Consider the following 21,621-nt stretch of genomic DNA (forward strand, 5'->3'; position numbering starts at 1 on the left):
AGGTTCGGAAACACAACAAAATGAAAAGCGAGTAAAAAAACAGTCCTCAAAGCTCGCAAACACTTTAAGCCCCTTGTTTTCTGCCGGCGAAATCCCTATAACCCAATCACATTTTGGTATTTTTGGTACTGTTATGACCCGACATTTTGATTACATCGCCATCGGTGGCGGCAGCGGCGGTATCGCCAGCGCCAACAGAGCCGCCAGCTATGGCAAAAACTGCGCAATTGTGGAAGCCAAAGCCCTGGGCGGCACTTGTGTCAATGTCGGCTGCGTACCGAAAAAAGCCATGTGGTTTGCCGGGCAAATCGCCGATGCGCTGAAGCTGGCACCGGATTATGGCTACGACGTCACAGCGCCGGCACTCGACTGGGGCAAGCTGGTTGAAAGCCGCGAAGCTTATATTTCGCGTATTCATGGCTCCTACGAGCGGGTGCTGGGCAAAAATCAGGTTACAGTGATCAAAGGCTTTGCCCGTTTTGTCGACGCCCATACCATCGAAGTCGATGGCGAGCGTTACAGCGCGGACCATATCAGCATCGCTACCGGCGGCGTGCCAGCCTGGCCAACCATTCCGGGTGCTGAACTTGGCATCGACAGCGATGGTTTTTTCGCATTAGACCATTGCCCGAAACGGGTCGCCGTGGTCGGTGCCGGTTATATTGCGGTAGAAATTGCCGGAGTGTTACAGGCGCTTGGCAGCGAAACGCATTTGCTGGTGCGCCACGACAAAGCTCTGCGTAGCTTTGATGCCATGTTGTCAGACACTTTGCATCAGCTGATGCAGCACAATGGCATTCAGGTGCATTCGCATACTGAAGTGACCGCCGTCAGCCGCGAAGCCGATGGCTCTTTAATGCTGCAACTTAATACCGGCCACGTGCTGCAGGTCGATTGCCTGATTTGGGCCATTGGCCGCACGCCGAATACGCAAAACCTCAATCTGGCGGCCGCTGGCGTTGAAACCGATGCGCAGGGTTTTATTCCGACCGACAAATACCAGAATACTAATGTGCCGGGCATTTATGCCATCGGCGATAACACAGGCCGGCTAGCTTTAACACCAGTCGCAGTGGCCGCCGGCCGGCGTTTGTCCGAGCGTTTGTTTAACGGCAAAACCGACGAACACCTGAACTACGACTTAGTGCCAACAGTCGTGTTCTCACACCCGCCCATTGGCACGGTCGGCAAAACCGAAGCCGAAGCACGCGCCGAATACGGCGATGCCGCGGTCAAGGTTTACAACAGTGAATTTACTGCGATGTACCGCGCTCTAACGTCACACCGTGAGCCCACGCGGATGAAGCTGGTCTGCGCCGGCTCCGAGCAAAAAGTAGTGGGCCTGCACGTGATTGGCTACGCCGCCGACGAAATGCTGCAAGGCTTTGCGGTTGCCATCAAAATGGGCGCGACTAAAGCTGATTTTGATAATTGTGTGGCTATTCACCCGACCTCGGCTGAAGAGTTTGTGACGATGCGCTGAGTATGAAGGAAAATCTTCTGGCACGCTTTGCATCGGTACTTGCTGATTCGATAGCTCTTTGTGAGGCGGAGCCAGAAACCATGGTGTTAATAATTGCCACCATTTATCTGCAAGCTACACTGAACACAAGTACAAACCAGCAAATTTTACATCCCTCCAAATAGTGCGTAAAGCTAACAGTTTTACATGTCACTTTATTTTACACACCTCTAAATCAAGGAGTACTTAATCACATTAAGGTGTTGATATTTATTACATTAACTGCATTGGTTCATTTTATGCTTGTTGTCCGTCAGTCATGCGAAGAAGCATGGCATACCTTCAATAAAATGCAGAGAGCTGTATATGAACAAGAAATACGCGTTAGTATCTTTGTTAGCTGGTCTGGTAATGGGCTCAGTGCAAGCTGCACCGATTAATGGCGGCTTTGAATCCGGGTTAACAGGGTGGACAAGCAATCTGTCTGGCGGCACTGCGACAGTAGTAAACAGTCACTTAACTACCTACGGCGGTCAGACGACCTATTCACCAACCGAAGGTAAGTATTTCCTTGCAATTCAAAGCGGTTCTGCAAACGTATGGCAGACAGTCAGTCAGATGATGAACTTATCTGCAGGCCAGAAAATTAAGGGCTATGCTGCATTTAACTGGGGTGATTACAACCCATTTTTAGATGGTGTTCAGGTACAGGTGCTGAACTCACTTGGTGCTGTAGTAGCAACACCATTTTACCTCGATGGTACAGGCCTCACAGATGGTTTTAATGGTCCATGGACGCCATGGTCTTTCACCGCTCAAACTGCAGGTTCATACACACTGGTCTATGGCGCTCGCAATACTCAGGATGGTGGAGGTCCGGAACAGACTTATGGTTATTTTGATGCAGCCCAGCCATCGCAGGTTCCTGCACCACTGAGTCTGGCTCTGGTTGGACTGGGATTAGCAGGTATCGCAGCCTCTAGACGTCGCCGTCGCGCTTAAGTAAGTTTAATAAAAAGAATAACCACCGTTTAGTGGCGTTCGATAGATACGAAACCCTGGTTTATACTAGGGTTTTTGTTTTCCGCCAGTCCCGTCTTGCCAGACTTGTTGCATAGACTCTGTTCAACAAAATCGCTTTGTCAGCAGTTCCCGCAGGCTGGAGTTACTGATACTCGGTCTACAACACAGCACTCGCCATATATAAAAAACCACAAAGTGAATCATCACCGCAAAGCCCAGCTGACTCGATAAAGTACAGTGTCGCGGGTTTGCAGCAAAAGCAGCGCAACCATTGCACAGGGTTGGCCAGAGCAACTTTTCCCGCAAAATACATTTAACAATCAAATTAATAGTTATGTTAAATTTAAAGGCCATATAGAATTATTTATTGAATGGATTCAATCGCATGTCAAAAGCCGTCCTATTTACCGGTACGTTTCAATACGGTGTAGTTGCCGATTTTATCCAGGGTATTGCCCACGCGCTCGGAGAATGCGGATATCAGGTGCAGCAGATTAACCTGAGTGACAAAGCCGCCTTACAGCAACAGTTGAGCGAGGACACTTTTCGCGATGTTCAACTGGTGTTTTCAGTCAATGCGCTCGGCGCTGATTTGCTGCCCTATTTCCCGAAATTACGTCAGGTGCCGTTTTATTCCTTGTTGCTGGACCATCCGTTACATTCGCTGCTGCGGTTTTTCGGCACGCCGTTACGGCTGTTGTGTGTGGATCAAGCCCATGTCGCCTTCGCCCGGGCCGTTGGCATGCAAGCGGAGTTTTGTCCGCATGCGCTCAATACATCCTCAGTCAATCCGACAATGAGCCCTGAAACTGACAAGCAGGGTATCTTATTTCCGGCCAGCTTTTTCTCGGCAGACAAGGCCAAAGCTATTATCGACAAGCATTTCCCGCAGGCCTGGCAATGGTTAAACAATCCGGCCGTGCGAACTATCAGCGATTTCCTGTATCAACTGGGATTTATGCAGGCCGGCCGCACGCCGCTGCTGGAGCTGAATAAAAATACTATTACAATTTTGTGCCACTGTGACTTCTATCTGCGGGCAACTGGACGCGACCGGCTGTTGCAGCAATTCGCCGATGCCGGCCTGGCACTTCAGGTGATTGGCAATGGCTGGGAGCAGGCAAAACAGCTACCACAGCACCAATATTTGCCGGCAGTTCCTTTTCCAGACTTGCTGCAGATGATGCAAAAAGTGCGTTATGTGCTGCACCATTCACCGGGGTTCGACGCCGGCTTGCATGAGCGGCTGCTTTATCCTGTTGCCGCCGGCGCTCAGGTATTAGCTGAACCAACCCCATACCTCGAACAGATGTTTAGCCGTCATGGTGCGGTGCGGTTTTTCAGTCACGCCGGCGCACTCCAGGCTGAACTGGCAACATGCAGCGATGACGATTACCGCTCTCAGCTCCTTCGCAGCCAGGAACTGATCAGACAACAACATAGCTGGCACACCCGCTTACAACCTTGGTTATCACCGCGCGAAACATCGCTGGTCTGAGCCAGAAATTGCTCCTGCTGATCCGGGTACCGGTTTTGCCTGGGTACCCCAGGCTCAGCGCTGTCAGTGCTATCGCAATACACCAGCAAAAGCCTTTTATTTTAATTTGTTAAAATAATCCAGATGCTGCTGCAGCCTGAGGGCATAAGGCCGTAGCGCCTGCACCCGGCTTTTTGCTTCGGTTTTATCCAGCCCCAGTTCCAGCAGGATTTGCGCTGCCAGTAAGCCGGTGCGGCCTGAGCCACCTTTACAGTGAATGGCAATTTTGTCGCCAAAACGCAGCCACTGATGCACCTGCGAAGAGGCAACCTGCCAGTTGATGGCAAACATCGGGCCTGGCGCCTGATCATCTTCTATCGGGCAGTGAAACCAGCCGAGACCCAGTTCGCGGCACAGCGCCGGAATGTCGTTGACCTGCAACTGCTGCATTTCGCTGTCCGGCGTCAGGCTAATCAGTGCCACAGCACCGGCGGCTTTTAATTGTGTCAGCGCCGTTTTGATGTCGACGCCCTGAGTGCCCGGGCATGGCGTAAACAGCAAGGCTGCGGTGGCAGCGGTGCCCGGATTAATCACCAGTTCGTCAAACGGATGGGATTTCACTGCTGCAACCATGATGTTCTCCTGTTTACGGAACGGTTTGCACTGTTTTGTGCTGCGGATGAATTTTTACCACGGTTCAACATCCGCGCTGACCGGGCAACCAACCAACGTTTTCAGCGCGCTGACCAGATCACAAACCTACAGCGCCTGTTGCAGCTGTCTCAGTGCCGGGTCTGATTTTGCTTTCCCGCTGCATCAATAAACTCAGCGCACAAGGCAATACCGTCAACGTCAGGATAGTCGCGGCAAACAAACCACCAATAATGGCGTAGGCCATCGGCCCCCAGAACACCTGAGTGGCAATCGGGATCATGCCCAAAATCGCTGCGGCTGCGGTCAGTAGAATCGGCCGGGCGCGATGGCGCGTTGCCGCCATAATGGCCTCATCGCGCGCCATACCTTGTTCGACATTGGTATCCACTTCGCTGATCAGGATCACCGCATTGCGGATAATCATACCGGCGAGCGCAATACAACCGAGCAACGCGACAAAACCCATCGGCGTGCCGGTTGGTAACATCGCAAGCACAATCCCAATCAGGCCAAAAGGCGCCGTGATAAAGGCCAGCACAGTGCGCGAAATGCGCTTGAGCTGGATCATCAACAGCACCAGCATCACCAGCATCGTCACCGGCAACACAGCAAAAATCGACGCATTGCCCTTTTCCGACTCCGCCGCCGCGCCGCCCACTTCCAGCTGATAACCGGCCGGCAGTTTGGCGCTGAACGCCGCGACGTCCGTCGCCAGGCTATTCACCACACCTTGTGCGGTCATGCCGGGAGCGATATCGGCCTGCACTGTGATAAAGGCCTGGCGCTGGCGACGCCACACCATCGGATCAGCGAGGCCATAACTGACTTTGGCGATCTGCCGCAGCGGCACAGCACGGCCATCAGCAGTGCGGATCTGTAAGTTCGCCACTGTGGCTAAGTCCTCGCGTTCATTGCTTTGCCCGCGCACCACCACATTGACCAGCCGTTTGCCGTCGCGCACCGAGGTTAAGGTCTGGCCAGAAAAAATGGTCGCCAGCGCCGACGCCACGTCTTCTGAACTAAAACCGGCGGCGCGGGCTTCGGTCTGATTGACCTCGACCAGCACAGTGCGCTCCGGCTCGCCGGCGGTCATATTGACATCGCGTGTGTTGGCGTTTTGCCCAATAATGCCACTCAGCGCCAGCGCCTGCGCCCGCACCACATCAATGTCCGGTCCCATCACGCGGTATTTCAGCGGCCAGCCGACCGGCGGCCCTAATTCCAGCGGCGACACCCGCACCACTAAATCACTGAATTGCTGCTGCACCAGTGTATCGAGGCGCTGACGCACTGCGTCGCGCTCGGCCAGACCTTTGGTAACCACCACAATTTGCGCCACATGTTCATGGCTTAACAGCACGTCCATCGGCAGATAAAAGCGGATGGCGCCGGAGCCGATGTAACTGGAGAAATAGCTGACATCCGGATCGGCTTTGAGCATCTGCTCAATTTGCGCCGTCCGGCGAGCAGTTTCGGCCTGTGCACTGTTTTGCGGCAGGTTGATGCTGACCAGCAGCTCAGGCCGGTCTGAGGCCGGGAAAAACTCTTCCTGCAACTGGCCCGAACCAACCACTGCCAGCGCAAAAACGCCCAATGCCAGCGCGATACTTTTGCCACGATGCGCCAGCGCCTGCGCCAGTAGCCGGTCATAGGCCAGCATAAAACGGCCCGGTGCCGGATGGGCCGCGCCCGGCGTGGCTTTAAGCAGCCAGACGCCTAACAGTGGCGAAAACAGCACTGCGACAATCCAGGAACTCATCAGCGCAATCAGCACTACCATAAACAACGAGAAACAATATTCGCCGGCACTGGACGAGGCAAAGCCGACCGGAATAAAACCGGCGATCATCACCAGGGTGCCGGTTAGCATCGGAAAGGCTGTGGTTTCATAGGCATAAGTCGCAGCGCGGCGTAAATCCCAGCCGGCTTCCAGCCTGGAGACCATCGCCTCGACCGTTATCATCGCATCGTCCACCAACAGCCCGAGCGCAATAATCAAAGCGCCGAGCGAAATACGCTGCAAGCCGATATCCGCCAGCTCCATGCCAACAAAAGTCATCGCCAGTACCACCGGTACTGACACCGCAACCACTAAACCGGCGCGGGTGCCAAGCGAGACAAAAGACACCGCCAGTACAATGACAATGGCTTCAATTAATACTTTGAGGAAACCGCCGACGGCTTCTTTGACGACGGCAGATTGGTCAGCCACCACATGCAGCTCAATACCATGCGGTAAATCTGCCGCAAGCGCTGCCATTCTGGCGCGGATAGCCTGACCAAATTCCAGCATATTGCCGGTTGGCGCCATCGAAATCGCCAGGCCAAGCGCCTTGTCGCCATTGACTTTAAACAGCGGCACCGGCGGTTCTGCCAGTTGGCGCGACACTGTGGCAATGTCCGACAAAGCAATAAAACGATCGCCCAGGCGCAATGTGATATCACGAATGCTTTGCTCAGAAGTAAAAGCGCCGCTGACCCGGAGACTGATGCGTTCTTTGTCGGTGCGCACGACTCCTGTGGGTGTCACGGCATTTTGCGCCTGAATACTTTGCATCACCTGCGCCGGGTCCAGCCCCAGGCCGGCCATGCGGCGGGGTGAAAATTCGACGACGATTTGCTCTTCTTCCACACCTAAAATGTCAATTTTGCCGACATTTGGTACCTGCATCAGCGCGGTGCGCATATCTTCAACATATTCGCGCAATTCACGCGGGCTAAAGCCGTCAGCGACAAAACCAAAGATAGTACCGAAGGTGTCGTCAAACTCATCATTGACGCCCGGTGTCGACACCCCTGCGGGCAAACTCGGCGCCAGATCCTGCATTTTTTTCCGCACTTTGTACCAGATATCCGGCACCATTTCCGGCGGCGTGTCATCCCTAAGCGCTAAAAACACCACGGCTTCGCCACTTTTGGTGTAGCTTTCGACAAAATCCAGGTATGGAATTTCCTGCAGCTTTTTCTCGATCGGTTCTGTAACCAGATTCATTGTATCCAGCACGGTCGCGCCGGGCCAACCCGCTGAAACTACAGCAGTTTTAATAGTAAACGCCGGGTCTTCGTTGCGTGGCAACCGGTCATAGCTCAGCACACCGCAGGCCATCACTACCAGCAGCAAAAACGCCACTAACTGCTGATTGGCCAGCGCCCAGCTTGAGAGGTTAAAGCCGGTGCTACCGGCAGTTTGAGGGGCTGAACTCATGCTTTTGGCTCCGGCAACAAGCTCACTACAAGGCCTGGCCGCAATTTGCCGACGCCGGCTACGACCACCTGCTCACCGGCAACTAATCCGGCGCTGATAAAAACTTCAGTGTCGGAATAGCGGCTGACACTGACCTTTTTCAGCTGCAGCTGTGAGGTGGCCGGGTCGACCACATAGACCGCAGGCTCTGAGCCGTCGCGGGTCATGGCGCTGGCCGGCACCATCAGCTGGTCCGACGCCGGTTTGTCGATACTGCCCTGCACTATGGCGCCAAAACCAAAGGCCGCCGGCGGCTGCTCCAGTGTGACCCGCACCCGGATGGTCCGCGTCACAGGGTCAGCCACCGGGCTGACATCACGGATGCGGCCTTGCGCCTGAATGCTCGGGTCGGACAACAAAGTCACTAACACTGTTGGATGGTCAACTTTGCTGTTAACCAGACTTTCTGACACATCAAATACTGCATCGCGCCCGGCCAACGCCGCCAGCCGCACCACTTCCTGTCCGGCGCTGACCACTTGGCCCGGATTGGCCGTCACCGCTGACACCACGCCGTCGCTGGTTGCGGTCAGCGCGGTAAAATTCAACCGGTCCTGTGCACTGGTAACGTTAGCTTCAGCACTTTTACGCGCTGACAGGCTGGCTTCATGATCTGACTCGGCCTGTTCTAGCTGCGCCGCCGACACAGCACCGCCCGGAGCCAATTGCTTAAGCCGTTTGAAGTTCGACAACGCCAGTTTTTCCGCCGTCACCGCACTGTCGAGCTGCGCTTTGGCGGCCTTGAGCTGGTTTTCGCTGTCGCTGGGGTCCAGCGTTGCCAACACATCGCCGGCTTTGACTACTGCGCCAACATCAACCAGCCGTTTGACAATACGGCCATCGATGCGAAAACCGAGGCTGGTTTCTTCCGAAGGTCGAATCTCACCGGTTTGCACCAGTTTCTCTGCACCGGTGCCGGCACTGACCACAATAGTTTTGACCGGACGGACAGTTTCAGCCGGCGCTGTGGGCGCGTCAGAACAAGCGCTCAGTAAAGCAACAGTCGCGAGCACACAGCAGGCGGCCAGTTGACGGGAAACAGCGGGGAAAGCAGGCATAAGCGCTCCAGATGATGGTATTGATAGTTGGCGGTAGATGTTGGCAAACCTAAACAGTGTAGTTGCGGCAGAATTGTTGCCAGTTCTGCCCCAGCATTTTTTTCGCCGCATCCAGGGTGGCGCGGCCTTCACGCTCATCCTGTTCCAGCGCCAGCCGCGACGCGGCGACGCCAAAATGCAGCAGCAAATTCAGCGTGCGATAGAGTTCAGCTGTGGCGGAAGCCGGAAAAAACGGCGCGGCCACAGTGCAAAAAAACTGCAGATGGCGTTCATTATCCTGCTGCTCCAGATTCTGCATATCTTTGTCGGTCGCAGTACCAGCCCAGACATCGCGCACCACCGGGTCGTCACGAAACATTTGGTAGTGTTGTTCCAGCACCTGCAAAAAGAGGTCAGCCAGCTGCTCACGACTGGTCACAGGCACAGCGAAAACCGTTGCCAGCTGCTGCTGGAACAGCTCGACGTAATACTGCCCCAGCGCCAACACTATCGCCGCTTTGTTACGGTAGTATTGATACATAGAACCCGGTGTCACACCGGCTACTTCAGCAATTTCACTGATAGTCAGATTGGCACAGCCTTTTTGCAAAATGATGGCGCGCGCCGCAGCGAGAATTTGGTCCGCGCGCTGTTTACTGCGCTGTTGCTGCGGCGCCCGTACTGGGTTGTTGTGGGATTGGTCCATCAGGAACCCCCCTAAATCTGAATATTTTTCAGATTTTACCGCAGTAGAAAAATTAAACACAAGTTAAATCTGAAAATGTTTCAGGTTTTAGTGTTTATTTGTGGCTCAATAGCTGAATTGATCTGAGTGGAATCGAGTGCTGTACAATCAGCCGCAGATGAGTCAAAGCGGAGCCGTCTATGCTGAATATGAATTTTGCCGAACGCGTGGTGATCAATACCGCCACGCAGCCGTGGCTACCAAGCCCGATGCAGGGTGTACTACGTAAACCATTGTCACGCGGCGGCGAAGAATCCGGTCATGCCACGAGCATAGTTTGTTATGCGACAGGCTCTAGTTTTAAAGCACATGCCCATCCGGGCGGTGAAGAAATTCTGGTGTTGGATGGCGTGTTCAGTGATGCATCCGGCGATTATGGCCCCGGCAGTTATCTGCGTAATCCGCCCGGTAGCGAGCACGCGCCTTTTAGCCGCGATGGCTGTACTTTGTTTGTCAAACTGCATCAGTTCGCGCCGGCCGATCAGGCCACAGTGCGGATAGATACCAGCAATGCCGAATGGCTGCCCGGCCATGGCGGTTTACAGGTGATGCCTTTGCATAGCTTTGAAGGTGAACATACCGCGCTGGTGCGCTGGCCGGCCGGCGAAGTGTTTCTGCCGCACCGCCATTTTGGTGGCGAGGAAATTCTGGTGTTAAGCGGCACTTTTTGTGATGAGTTCGGTGAATATCCGGCGCTAAGCTGGCTGCGCAGCCCGCATCAGAGTCAGCACACGCCTTTTGTCCGTGAAGAAACCGTCATTCTGGTGAAAACCGGTCATTTGCCGTTGCTCTGATATGGAATATCCGAAAGCAGAGACAAAAAAGCCGCAGTCTGTGCTGCGGCTTTTTTTACGAAAGTCAGGCCTTGCGGCGGCGCCAGAACAACGCGGCGGCTGCGATAGCCAGCAATGCACCTGTTGGGCCTGTCGGCACTGAATTGCTGCTGATCTGCGGCGGCAATTCAGTGATTTGTACATCATCAATAAAATTACCGACAGTGCCCGCAGTGCCAGAGGTAAACCGCAGCAAACTGCTGGTATTGCCTGCCGTGAAATAACCGGTGAACAGACGCCACTCACCAGTGATATGGTCAGTCAGGGTTTGGTTCAAATCTGCCACACTGACACTGAAAGTTTCATTGCTGTTGGCGCGGGCACGGTAAGCAAAACTCAGCTGATAGCGCGCACCGCTGACGGTATTAAAGGTTTGGAAAATTGACCAGTCACCGTTGTTATTGCCGTGGGCATTTAACTCGATAAACTGCTGGCCGCTGTATGCCTCAACACCGGCATAACCACGCCAGATCTCCAGATTGCTGCCATCCCAGCCATTGACCTGATCCGCAATGAACCAGCGCCAGCTGTTGTTGCCAATCACATTGTCTTCAAAATTGCCGTTAGTGATCACAGATGCCTGCGCTGAAGTACCAGCCAGTGCCAAAAATAACGCAGAAATTGCAGCCCATTTCATACAACACAGTCCTCTGTACAACCTGAATGAGGCGCGCATGCTACCAGTTTGCTTTAGGTCTGACCAGTATGTTTTTTAACCTTTTCATAAGCCATTGACCTGATTGTTTTTTAAGCTGCCAAGGCAATTACAGACATAAGCGATAACCCACGCCAGCTTCGGTTTTCAAGTAATGTGGTGCGGTCGGGTCGTCGCCGAGTTTTTGCCGTAAGTGACTGACAACAATGCGTAAATAATGCGTATCCTCGCCGTGGCTCGGGCCCCAGATTTGTTCTAACAGCTGTTTTTGCAGTACCACTTTGTGCACTTGCTGCGCTAAGGCGGCCAGCACGGCATATTCTTTGGGCGTGAGCTCTACCGGCTGCCCGGCGACCTGCACCTGACGCAGCGCTAAGTCGATGCTCAGATGACCGTCGGTTAATAGCGGCGATGTGGTTTGCAACTGGCGGTCACGCAGTTGCGCCCGCACCCGTGCCAATAATTCTTCGACACTGAATGGCTTCGTGACAAAATCCTGTGCGCCCAAATCAAGCGCCTGAATTTTGTCGCGATCGCCGGAACGTACAGATAACACGATAACCGGCACTTTGCTGAAACTGCGCAGCTCTGCCAACAGGTCACTGCCATCACCGTCGGGCAGGCCTAAATCCAGCACCAATAAATCCGGTTGCTGGCGCACGGCGGCGGCAAGACCAGACTCGACACTGTCCGCTTCAACGACTTCATAGCCCACACTCTTCAGCGCAATGCGCAGCATCTTGCGAATTTGCATTTCGTCGTCAACCACCAGCACTTTTGCCTTCACACCATCTCCTCACTGGCCTGCTGCTGTGCAGGCAGCGGCAACTCGACAACAAAACAGGAGCCCTGGCCGGATTTAGCGGCGTGGGCTTCAACAGTCCCACCGTGTGCGCCAATCATGCCGCGGCAAATCGCCAGCCCCATGCCGGTATTGTGGCGTTTGCTGTCGCCGTCGGCCACCACGTAAAACATATCAAAGACTTTTTCGCGTAAGTCTGCGGCGATACCGGGGCCTTCGTCTTCAATCTCGATATGGCAATAATGCCGCTCCGGACCGGTTCTAAGTTCCGCTGTCACCACCACAGGCGCGCCGGGCGGGCTATAACGCGCGGCATTTTCCAGAATATTAAACAGCGCCTGTTCCAGCAACGCCGCATGGACAAACAGCGGCGGTAAGTCGGCGCTGACCTGGCAAATCAAACTTTGCTGCGGAAAAAAGCGTTTTAATCGCTGCCGCGCACTGGCCAGGATGTCATTGACCGACACCCAATCGCGCTCCAGCTTCAGCTGACCATGCCCAAGCCGGGTCATGTCGAGTAAATTCTGAATATAACGGTCCAGCCGCTGGCTTTCACTGAGGATAGTCTGCAGCAGTTCGTGCCGATCGGCCGCACTCAGCTGTTGTTCCAGCACCAGCAGGCTTTCCGCCGAGCCCATCATCGCCGACAACGGCGAGCGTAAGTCATGCGACACTGAGCTTAACAGCGCCGAGCGCAGCTGCTCCATTTCGGCTTTCACGCGCGAGCTTTCCAGCTCGGCGCTCAAACTAATGCGTTGCCACACCGAGCCGGCCTGTTGCAGCAAACTGGTAATAAGACGTTCATCGTCTGGCCGCAGCACGGCCATTTCCGGCGCAAAGCGCACCAGCAGGACAGCCACCGTGCGTTGCTGCACCCGCAGCGGGAACGCACTCCAGACACTGGCGGTCAGGGTTTCGCTAAAACGCCCGGCTATCGCCTGATGCTGCGCGCACCAGTCCAGCACCGCACCGTCAATCGGCAACAACGGCGTTTGCGGCGCCGGCAGCAACAGCCACTGATTTTCCGCCGGCAATGCCAGATGCACCGGAGCCTGCAGTGCGCTGCTAAGCTGCGCCGCCAGCACCTGCGCCAGTTCATCGGTCTGATGCACCACGGTGAGCCTGGCGGCAAAATCGCGTTGAAATTCGGAATAACGATTGGCAGCCTTCAGCAGCAAAAGCTGCTGACGGATTTTCGACGCGGCGGGCCCGCAAATCATGCCAATCACCAGCAGAAAAATCAGCGTGGCGATGTCGTCGCTTTTGTTGACGTTAAAACTGAAATAAGGTGCAGTCAGGAAAAAGTTAAAGCTGAAAAACGATAAAACCGCAGTGAAAATCGCCGGCCGCGCGCCGTATTTCAGGCCACAAGCCACCACCGCCAATACATAAATCAGCACCAGATTGTCGTTATCCAAAACCCGGTGCAGCAGAATAGCGACACTGCTGGCGAGCGCCATCAACAGCAGGCCCACGCCATAACCGGCGGTCTGACCAAAAGGGCTGGTGGGCATTGGTAATTCAGCACTGCCTTGCGCATCGGCCCGATATACCGACACTTCCAGCGGCAAGCCGCTGTTGACCAGCTGCTGATACAAAGGTTGGCGCCATGGCTGCCACCAGCGCGGCGTACCGGCACCAACCAACACCGCATTGATGCGCTGCTCGGTGATATAAGGCCCGATGGTTTGCAAAGTTGAAGGGCCGCGCAGCACATCGGTGCTGGCACCGAGTTCCCGCGCTAAGGCAAAAGCGGCCTGCAGCCGTTGTTGCTGTGCCTGATATTGCATGGCACCGGTGTCGACCCAAACCACCACCCAGGGCACCTGGCGTTTTTCCGCCACGCGCCGGCCAATACGAATTAAGTATTCGTGGTCGCGCCGGCTTGAGATCAGTACCAACAATTTGTCAGCGATGGTGTAGTCCTGACATGTAGCTTTGGCTTGCTGTTCGGTTTTCAGCTGGCTGTCGACATGGTGCATCACCAGCTTGATCGCCATTTCCCGCAGCGCGGTTAAGGTTTCTAGCTGGAAAAACTGCTGCTGCGCCTGCTCGGCGAATTCGCCGAGATAGACTTTGCCCTGCGCCAGCCGCTCCAATAAATGCGCCGGTTCCAAATCGACAAATACCAGCTGCCGCGCGCTGTCGATAAACTGGTCCGGCACAGTTTCACGCACCCGCACACCACTGACCTGCAACACCAGATCGTTGAGGCTGGCGACATGCTGGATATTCATCGTGGTATAAACATCGATGCCGGCCGCCAGCAATTCGGCGATATCCTGATAACGCCGCTTGTGCCGGCTACCGGGAATATTGGTGTGCGCCAGCTCGTCGACCAGAATCAGTTTTGGCTTTCGCGACAGCGCCGCATCGAGGTCAAACTCCGTCAGCAGCTGTGTCTGATACTGCACTTCACGCCGCGGTAACAGCGTGAAGTCATCAAGTAAAGCCGCCGTGTGACTGCGGCCGTGAGTTTCAATCAACCCGACCAGGACATCCACCCCTTGCTGCATCCGCTCGCGTGCCGCTTCCAGCATGGCGCAGGTTTTGCCAACGCCGGGCGATGCGCCGAGAAAAATCTTCAGCTTGCCGCCACTGGGTTGCAGTGACTTTAACAGCGCATCCGCCTGCTGGCTGCGTGGATCTGTTTGCGAGCCTGGCTGCGCAGCAGCGGAAGCATTGCGGGTCGGGTTCATCTGTTACTTCCTTAAAAATTACGGCTTAACCGCAACAGCACACGCTCGTCACACAAAGCCGGGCAGGCTGTCGCAGATATATCAGTGCCGGCCACGCCAATCGCCCAGTCCAGCTGCAGCCACTGCGCCTGCACCATCAGGCTCCAGTCCAGATAACTACGGGCTGCTGTTGCGCTGCCAAGGAAAGTACTGAACTCAGTAGCCGATGCAAACCGGTTCAGGCCGGCATGGGCCTGCAGCTGCACATTGTCAGTCAGCGCCTGCTGCCAGTCCGCGCTCAGATAACCAAATTTGCCGACGCCGCTGGCAAAATAGTTGTCCGTCAACGCCAGACCAAAGGTCCAGCCACCCAAGACAAGCTTGCTGTAGGCTTCCCAATAATTAAAACCATTGACGCTGTTGTGACCGTTCGGATAGCGGTATTGCATCACCCCTAAGTCCAGAGTCATCTCATCATTCAGCGCCCATTTGCGCCCGGCCAGCAGGTCCAGTTCCAGACTGCCCTCGCCAAAGCGGATATTGGAGGCCCAGCTGCTGACATACCAGCCGTCGGTATTGGCCAGCGTCAGGCTGCCCTGCAGCGCCATGCCTTCATTGGTCTGCGAAATGCCGCGGAACAAATAATCCGAGATATAAGTCAGATTGCCGCTGCTTTGCCAGGTCGAAGCCGCTGGCGCCGCCTGTGCGCCATTGCCCAATAACGCCGCTAATGCACAAATTTTACCGAAACCAAACACGGCACGAGATAAAGCTTTCATAAAGATCCTTCAACACAGTCATTACGGGGAAAAAACTGCGTGGCCAACCCGCAGTCACTGTTTTGACAACAATGTCAGTTGACGGCCACACAGCTGCTGCTATCCCGTTAAATCACAGCAAAACACAACAACAAGCAGCCGGTGACAAATCGCGCCGTTATGGCGCTTGCACCGGACAGGCCTGATCCAGCGACAGATTCAGTGGCAACACCGCAACCCGGGGCTCACCCAGCACACCCCATTGCGGCGCCTGAGTTTGCTGCGCCACCAGCGCAGTGACCGTTGTTGTGGCGCAGCCGCGGGCCTTGGCGACACGCTCAACCTGCAGTTGTGCCGCCGCCGGGCTGATATGCGGGTCGACGCCAGAGCCGGAACTGGCCAGTAAATCCAGCGGCAAGCTCTCAGGATTAACCTGATACAAAGCCGCTAAACGCGCGCTGTCTGCCGCTACCCGTTCCCGCAGCACCGGATTTGATGGCGCGAGATTCGAACCGGCGGTATTCATCGGGTCGGAATTCACCGCGCTTGGCCGGCCATGAAAATAACGCTCAGCGCTAAACGGCTGGGCGACCAGGACAGAGCCCAGCACTTTGCCGTCAGTGGCCTGAATCAAACTGCCGTTTGATTGCGCCGGAAACAGCAGCTGATTCAACAGCGTGACACCGCCGGAATACACCGCGCCACAGAACACCAGCCCGACCAGACTGAAACGTAACGCCGGTAACCATAAGGCATGCTGCTGTACAGGCGCATTCTCAACGGTAGGGGCAGCGGCGGGGGCAGACATAGGTTGAGTAAAAGCAGAATTCAGGTTCATTTCAGAGCATCCAGTTCAGGCCAAGGTCAATCAGTTTGATCGCGACAAAAGGCAGCAGCAGGCCGCCCAGGCCGTAGATCAGCAGGTTATTGCGCAGCAAGTTTTCTGCGCTGATGGCGCGAATTTTCACGCCTTTCAGTGCCAGCGGGATTAGGAGCGGAATAATCACAGCGTTAAAAATCAGCGCTGAAATCACCGCGATTTGCGGGTCTGGCAACTGCATCAGGTTCAGCAAACCAATACCAGGCATAGACGCGGCAAACACTGCCGGAATGATGACGAAGTACTTGGCGACATCATTGGCGAGCGAAAACGTCGTCAAAGCGCCGCGGGTGATCAGTAACTGTTTACCCACTTCGACCACAGCCAGCAGTTTGGTTGGATCTGAATCCAAATCCACCATATTGCCGGCATCTTTGGCGGCCTGTGTGCCTGAATTCATCGCCAGGCCCACGTCGGCCTGTGCTAAGGCCGGCGCGTCGTTAGTGCCGTCGCCCACCATCGCCACTAGGTGGCCTTTGGCCTGCTCGGCCCGGATCAGCGCCAGCTTGTCTTCCGGCCGCGCTTCAGCGACAAAATCATCAACACCGGCCACCGCTGCGATTGCACCAGCAGTGATTGGATTGTCGCCGGTCACCATCACAGTGCGCACACCGAGTGCCCGCAGTTTGGCAAAACGCTCCGCCACACCGGGTTTAATCACGTCGGATAGCTGGATCACGCCCAGGATCCGTTTGGCTGACACCACCACCAGCGGCGTGGCACCTTGTTGCGCGACTTTGCTGACGATCCCTTCCAGCGCCTGCGGTACCGCAAGCCCCTGGCTCAACGCGAAACGGCAGATGGCATCGCTGGCGCCTTTATAAGCAAAAGAGCTGATATAAGAGGAAGCAAAGCCTTGACCTGAATCCGCACCTTCTGCGGGGAGACGCAAACCAGACAAACGGGTTTCCGCACTAAAAGGCACAAACTCAGCAGCCTGCGGCAACTCAGTGATATCACCAAGTTCACGTGCCAGTTTCACCACTGATTTGCCTTCCGGCGTCGGGTCCTGCAGTGAACTTAGTACCGCAACCCGTACCAGCTCCGTCTGGGTAACCCCAGGTAAAGGCAGAAATGCCGTGGCCTGGCGGTCACCGAAAGTGATAGTGCCGGTTTTATCCAATAACAAAGTGTCGATATCACCGGCCACTTCCACTGCTTTGCCCGACTTGGCGATCAGATTAGCGGCTAAAGCGCGGTTCATGCCGGCAATACCAATGGCAGGCAACAGCCCGGCAATAGTGGTTGGGATTAAACACACCAGCAGCGCAATCAGCAGCAGCGGGTCGAGCTTAATGCCAACAAATTCAGCCATCGAAGGCAAAGTGGCCACCGCCAGCAAAAACACCAGCGTCAGCGCCGCCAGCAGCACGGTCAGTGCCAGTTCGTTTGGTGTTTTTTGCCGCTGTGTGCCTTCCACCAGCCGGATCATTTTGTCTAAGAAACTATGACCGGATTCGGCTGTGACCTGCACTTCAATGCGGCCACTGAGCAGCTTGGTGCCGGCGATCACGCCAGAGTGATCAGTGCCAGCCTCACGCAGTACCGGCGCCGATTCACCGGTCAGCGCCGACTCATTGATCGAGGCCACGCCTTGCACTATTTCGCCGTCCGCCGGGATCAGCTGGCCGGGTTCCACCACCACCACATCACCTTGTTTCAAAGTGCTGGCGTTGACCTGTGTGAGTTGCCCGGCTTTGTTGCGCAAAGTCGCAGTTAAATCGCGCCGCGTCGCTTTTAAGCTCGCAGCCTGGTCGCGGCCCCGTGCTTCAGCAATGGCTTCGGCGAAATTGGCAAACCAGACGGTAAATAACAAAATCAGGCTGCAACACAAGGCAAAGCCATAGGGCTGGTCTTGCAACAGCCGTTGAACGGTCATGGCAAATGACCACAAGGTGCCAACCCAGACCACAAACATCACCGGGCTTTTGATGGCCTGCATCGGCGCCAGTTTGCGCCACGCATCCAGACTGGCGGTGCGCACTGCACCGGCACTGATCTGCATTGAATGATTCATCAGAGACTCCACAGAATTAAGACACTAACGCAGGTCAACAAGGGCTTCGCCAATAGGGCCAAGCACCATCGACGGCAAGAACGACAGGAAATTCAGCAATAGGATCACCACCACTACAGTCACACCAAAGGTCAGGCTTTGCAGCGGCAGGCTGGCGGCACCTGGTGGCGTCACTGGTTTTTGCGCCAGACGACCGGCAATAATCAGTGGGATCAACAGCGGCAGGTAACGACCGAGCAGTAACGCCAGTACAGTACTGAGGTTCCACCAGGGCGTGTTGTCGCCAAGGCCTTCAAAACCGGAGCCGTTGTTAGCAAAAGCTGAGGTGTACTCATAAAACACCTGGGAAATGCCGTGCAGTCCCGGATTGCTGTTCGCTGTCCATTCCGGTACCGACAAGGTGATGGCCGTTAAAATCAGGATCACAGCACTTGGCAGCACCAGTAACAGACCCAACCAGCTCAGTTCGGTTTTTTCCAGCTTGCGGCCAAACATCTCTGGCGTACGGCCAATCATCAGTCCGGCGATGAACACCGACAGCCAGATGTAGACAATAAAGTTAATCAGACCACAGCCTATGCCACCCCAGATGGCGTTGATCAGCATGCCAGCGCGGCTGATGAGCCCTGCCAGCGGGTTCAGCGAATCATGCATCGCATTGACTGACCCATTTGAAGTCTGCGTGGTCAGCGTTGACCAAAGTGCCGACAAATCGGTGCCAAACCGCACTTCTTTGCCTTCGAGATTACCGCCACTGGCGCCAAGACCGGCAAAGGCCGCATTCGGTTGCATTTCGCTGTACACAGCTGCGGCAACAAAACACAGGCTTAATACCGCCATCACGGCAAAACTCATACGAGCAAAACCCTGGCCGGCCCGAGGCGTCAGCCCTGTGTGGGGCGTTAACCCGGCCTGACTGGCCGCTGCGGCGTTGACACTGGCAGTGCGGCTTAACATGCCGCCCATCATCCACAGCATCGCCATCGGCACCAGCACCAGAGCGATGGTTTGTAAGGCGTTAGACAGCGGCGTCGGGTTTTCCAGCGGGTTCGTGCTGTTCGGGCCATACCAGCCGCCACCATTAGTGCCGAGCTGTTTGATGGCGACCATCGCCGCGACCGGGCCTTGCGGAATACGTTGTATTTGCGCTTGTTCAGCACTTTGTGGCGCTTCCAGCAACACCGCTTCAGTGGCTGCCTGATAATTCGACGGTACGCCCTGACTGCCTAACAGCAGTGCCAGCACTACTGACAATGGCAGCAATACGCGGGTAAAAGCGCGCAGGCTGTCCTGATAGAAATTCCCGAGGTTACGCGGTTCGCCGGCTTTCGCCGTTGCGCTATTGAGGCCACCGGTCATGCCACGCAGCACCGCCAGTGCTAAAGCCAGGCCCATCGCCGGGGTTAAAAATTGCAGGGTGACCAGCACCACACTCTGGCTGAAGAAGCTTAGTTGCAGCTGACCTGAATAATGCTGCTGGTTAGTGTTGGTTAAAAACGACACTGCAGTGTGCAGCGCCAAATCCCAGCTAAGCGGGCCGACGTTGTCCGGGTTGAGCGGTAACAGATGCTGGCACAGCAACAGCACATAAGCGATGATGCCGAGCAGTAAATTGGCGGCGACAAAGGCCAGTCCATATTGCCGCCAGTTCATGCCGGCCCGGCCGTCGACGCCAAACAGGCGCAACATCAACCGCTCCGGCCCTGCAAACACTTTATCTGACCAGTGCGGGGCACCGGCAAACACCGCCGTCATATAACGGCCAAGCGGCCAGGACAGAAGCCCTGCCGCCAGTAAAATCAAGATGACGTCCATCAGCGCTCCTAAAACTTTTCCGGCGCACGCATGGCTTCCGCCAGCACAAACGCCAGTGCACACAAGGTGAATAACAACAACCAGTTCATCACGGTTCCTCAGTGGTAATTCCACGGAAAATTGTCGGATTTCGGGCCGTAAAGTCTCCAGAGCGAAACAGCGGATGGGCGTAAAGAAGGCGTAAAAAAGCAGGGAAACAACTGAGGACCAGCGCTCAGCCGCAGTTAAAGCGACTGAGCCTGTGGCAAATATTCAGGGAGATCAGGCCGGCAGTAACAAACTGACCCCAAGCAGCAATAACGCGAATAGCAGCCGCAACGTCATGTCGCGCAGCACCGGGTAACGCGGAAATAAAGGCCGAAACTCCGGCGGTATCGGCATCGGTCGCAGCGCTGATACATTCGCACCGCCGGTATTGCCAAGCGGCACCCAACCCAGCAAATAAGCCGGCAGTACCGCCAACAGCCGTAGCAGCTGGCCACGGATTTCAGCAGCAACCTGCTGGCGAGAGCCACATTTGAGCATCCACCAATGCGTTTGCAGATGCAGCCACAAAAAACGCTGACCCAATAAATGCGCGCGCTCCAGCTGGGCAAAAGCTTGCTGATATTCAGCGGCCTGATAATGCTGCCTGGCCTGCTGCAGTTGCGCCAGCGCCGTTTGTTTTAGTGTTGACGACATATTCACTCCCAAGCTGACTCTGCGGATGTAACGCTGTTGATGTGGCAGTATTTCAGCGGTTATGTCGCAGGTCGTCTTGGAAAAACTGGCTATTGTGCACAATATCTGACAGTGCCAAGCCAAAAGACTGGCGGATTTCATTGGCCAGATGGGCTGCGTCATAAAAACCAGCCTGCAGCGCCAGTTCAGTAAAAGCCGGCGGCTGTGGCGCTGCCAATGCGCGAAATACCCGCAGCAGTTTTTGCCAGCGCAGATATTTACGCAGCGGCAAGCCAGTTTGCTGGCTGAACAGATGCAAAAACCGGCCTGGCGACAACGCCACCTGTTGTGCCAGCCACTGCGCCGACAACTGGCTCAAATCAGCACTCTGTTGGATCAGCGTACAGGCCGCACGCACCCGAGGGTCAGGATAATGCTGACGCGCCTGCAAGGCCTGACTCAGGCGGACCAGATCTATCCCGTGCGGCGCTGTGACGATGTTTTGCAGCCACAGCTGCAGCGCTTCGACAAATGCCGGTGTGCTGCCGGCGTCAATTAGCAGCGTCAGATAGGCGGCCGGCTCATCGGCGAACTGATGCGGCGTCAGCGACGGAATAAAGATTTGTTGCACCTGCTGCCACTGCCCGTTACACCAAAGGCTAAAAGGCTCCCCGTCAGTACGGCAGGTCCATTGGTGCGCCAGATGCGCGTGGGCAGCACTGTGTAATGTCGCAGACTGTAACAAAGCACAGCTATCAAACAAATAAATCGAATGGGTTGGCCGGGCGCTCTCCATCCATGGCTCCTCAGGGCGTGTTGTCAGCCGCTGATGCTAACCATAACAAATTTGCCAGCCCGGCACAGCAAACCGCTCCCTGTTG

Annotated in this window: 17 protein-coding genes; 4 read left to right on the forward strand and 13 right to left on the reverse strand. The window is 55.4% G+C overall.

The features are described from left to right. Positions 1 to 133 precede the first annotated feature (133 nt). From gorA to Q399_RS0114395, 3 genes are all read left to right on the forward strand, one after another. Complete coding sequence (gorA, locus tag Q399_RS0114385) at positions 134 to 1,483, forward strand: glutathione-disulfide reductase (protein WP_031569574.1); 1,350 nt, start codon at positions 134 to 136, stop codon at positions 1,481 to 1,483. Between the two features lie 345 nt (positions 1,484 to 1,828). After that, complete coding sequence (locus Q399_RS0114390; RefSeq protein WP_031569576.1) at positions 1,829 to 2,464, forward strand: PEP-CTERM sorting domain-containing protein; 636 nt, start codon at positions 1,829 to 1,831, stop codon at positions 2,462 to 2,464. Between the two features lie 406 nt (positions 2,465 to 2,870). After that, a complete protein-coding gene (locus tag Q399_RS0114395) occupies positions 2,871 to 3,983 on the forward strand; it encodes a glycosyltransferase family protein (RefSeq protein WP_031569578.1) in 1,113 nt (370 codons plus the stop codon). A gap of 96 nt (positions 3,984 to 4,079) precedes the next feature. Here Q399_RS0114395 and Q399_RS0114400 read toward each other — a convergent pair whose 3' ends face one another. From Q399_RS0114400 to Q399_RS21685, 4 genes are all read right to left on the reverse strand, one after another. Further along, positions 4,080 to 4,595: a phosphatase domain-containing putative toxin gene (locus tag Q399_RS0114400; RefSeq protein ID WP_031569580.1), complete on the reverse strand. Its 516-nt coding sequence runs from the start codon at positions 4,593 to 4,595 to the stop codon at positions 4,080 to 4,082. A gap of 118 nt (positions 4,596 to 4,713) precedes the next feature. Then, positions 4,714 to 7,821, reverse strand: coding sequence for an efflux RND transporter permease subunit (locus Q399_RS0114405; protein ID WP_031569582.1), 3,108 nt, complete (start codon positions 7,819 to 7,821; stop codon positions 4,714 to 4,716). After that, positions 7,818 to 8,918, reverse strand: a complete 1,101-nt coding sequence (locus Q399_RS0114410) for an efflux RND transporter periplasmic adaptor subunit (protein ID WP_051686017.1) — start codon at positions 8,916 to 8,918, stop codon at positions 7,818 to 7,820. The genes Q399_RS0114405 and Q399_RS0114410 overlap by 4 nt, the downstream gene beginning before the upstream one ends. Positions 8,919 to 8,967: 49 nt before the next feature. Next, complete coding sequence (locus Q399_RS21685) at positions 8,968 to 9,603, reverse strand: TetR/AcrR family transcriptional regulator (RefSeq protein WP_051686018.1); 636 nt, start codon at positions 9,601 to 9,603, stop codon at positions 8,968 to 8,970. A gap of 179 nt (positions 9,604 to 9,782) precedes the next feature. On the opposite strand from Q399_RS21685, the gene Q399_RS0114420 reads away from it, so the two are divergent. Next, positions 9,783 to 10,436 (forward strand): cupin domain-containing protein, encoded by a 654-nt coding sequence (locus Q399_RS0114420; RefSeq protein ID WP_031569587.1) that lies wholly within the window; start codon positions 9,783 to 9,785, stop codon positions 10,434 to 10,436. 64 nt (positions 10,437 to 10,500) lie between these two features. Here Q399_RS0114420 and Q399_RS0114425 read toward each other — a convergent pair whose 3' ends face one another. The 9 genes from Q399_RS0114425 to Q399_RS21690 all read right to left on the reverse strand — a co-directional run bounded on the left by Q399_RS0114425 (position 10,501) and on the right by Q399_RS21690 (position 21,536). Next, positions 10,501 to 11,112 carry a DUF642 domain-containing protein gene (locus Q399_RS0114425; protein WP_031569589.1) on the reverse strand — a complete coding sequence of 204 codons (612 nt, stop codon included), beginning with the start codon at positions 11,110 to 11,112 and terminating at the stop codon, positions 10,501 to 10,503. A 127-nt stretch (positions 11,113 to 11,239) separates the two neighbouring features. Continuing rightward, positions 11,240 to 11,917 carry a response regulator gene (locus Q399_RS0114430; protein ID WP_031569591.1) on the reverse strand — a complete coding sequence of 226 codons (678 nt, stop codon included), beginning with the start codon at positions 11,915 to 11,917 and terminating at the stop codon, positions 11,240 to 11,242. Then, positions 11,914 to 14,631 (reverse strand): sensor histidine kinase, encoded by a 2,718-nt coding sequence (locus Q399_RS0114435; RefSeq protein ID WP_051686019.1) that lies wholly within the window; start codon positions 14,629 to 14,631, stop codon positions 11,914 to 11,916. The genes Q399_RS0114430 and Q399_RS0114435 overlap by 4 nt, the downstream gene beginning before the upstream one ends. Positions 14,632 to 14,642: 11 nt before the next feature. Further along, complete coding sequence (locus tag Q399_RS0114440) at positions 14,643 to 15,389, reverse strand: TorF family putative porin (protein ID WP_051686020.1); 747 nt, start codon at positions 15,387 to 15,389, stop codon at positions 14,643 to 14,645. A 157-nt stretch (positions 15,390 to 15,546) separates the two neighbouring features. Next, positions 15,547 to 16,206 (reverse strand): potassium-transporting ATPase subunit KdpC, encoded by a 660-nt coding sequence (gene kdpC / locus Q399_RS0114450; protein WP_031569595.1) that lies wholly within the window; start codon positions 16,204 to 16,206, stop codon positions 15,547 to 15,549. Position 16,207: 1 nt separating this feature from the next. Next, the gene (kdpB, locus tag Q399_RS0114455) at positions 16,208 to 18,265 is read right to left on the reverse strand and encodes a potassium-transporting ATPase subunit KdpB (RefSeq protein ID WP_031569597.1); all 2,058 of its coding nucleotides are present in this window, start codon (positions 18,263 to 18,265) and stop codon (positions 16,208 to 16,210) included. 24 nt (positions 18,266 to 18,289) lie between these two features. After that, positions 18,290 to 20,080 (reverse strand): potassium-transporting ATPase subunit KdpA, encoded by a 1,791-nt coding sequence (locus Q399_RS0114460; protein ID WP_245612894.1) that lies wholly within the window; start codon positions 20,078 to 20,080, stop codon positions 18,290 to 18,292. Positions 20,081 to 20,341: 261 nt separating this feature from the next. Further along, complete coding sequence (locus Q399_RS0114470) at positions 20,342 to 20,761, reverse strand: DUF3703 domain-containing protein (protein WP_084164361.1); 420 nt, start codon at positions 20,759 to 20,761, stop codon at positions 20,342 to 20,344. A gap of 52 nt (positions 20,762 to 20,813) precedes the next feature. Further along, entirely contained in the window at positions 20,814 to 21,536 is a 723-nt protein-coding gene (locus Q399_RS21690) for an AraC family transcriptional regulator (RefSeq protein ID WP_031569600.1), read from the reverse strand. Between the last annotated feature and the right edge of the window lie 85 nt (positions 21,537 to 21,621).

The organism is Rheinheimera texasensis DSM 17496, from assembly GCF_000711985.1.
GTDB classification, from domain to species: Bacteria; Pseudomonadota; Gammaproteobacteria; order Enterobacterales; family Alteromonadaceae; genus Pararheinheimera; species Pararheinheimera texasensis.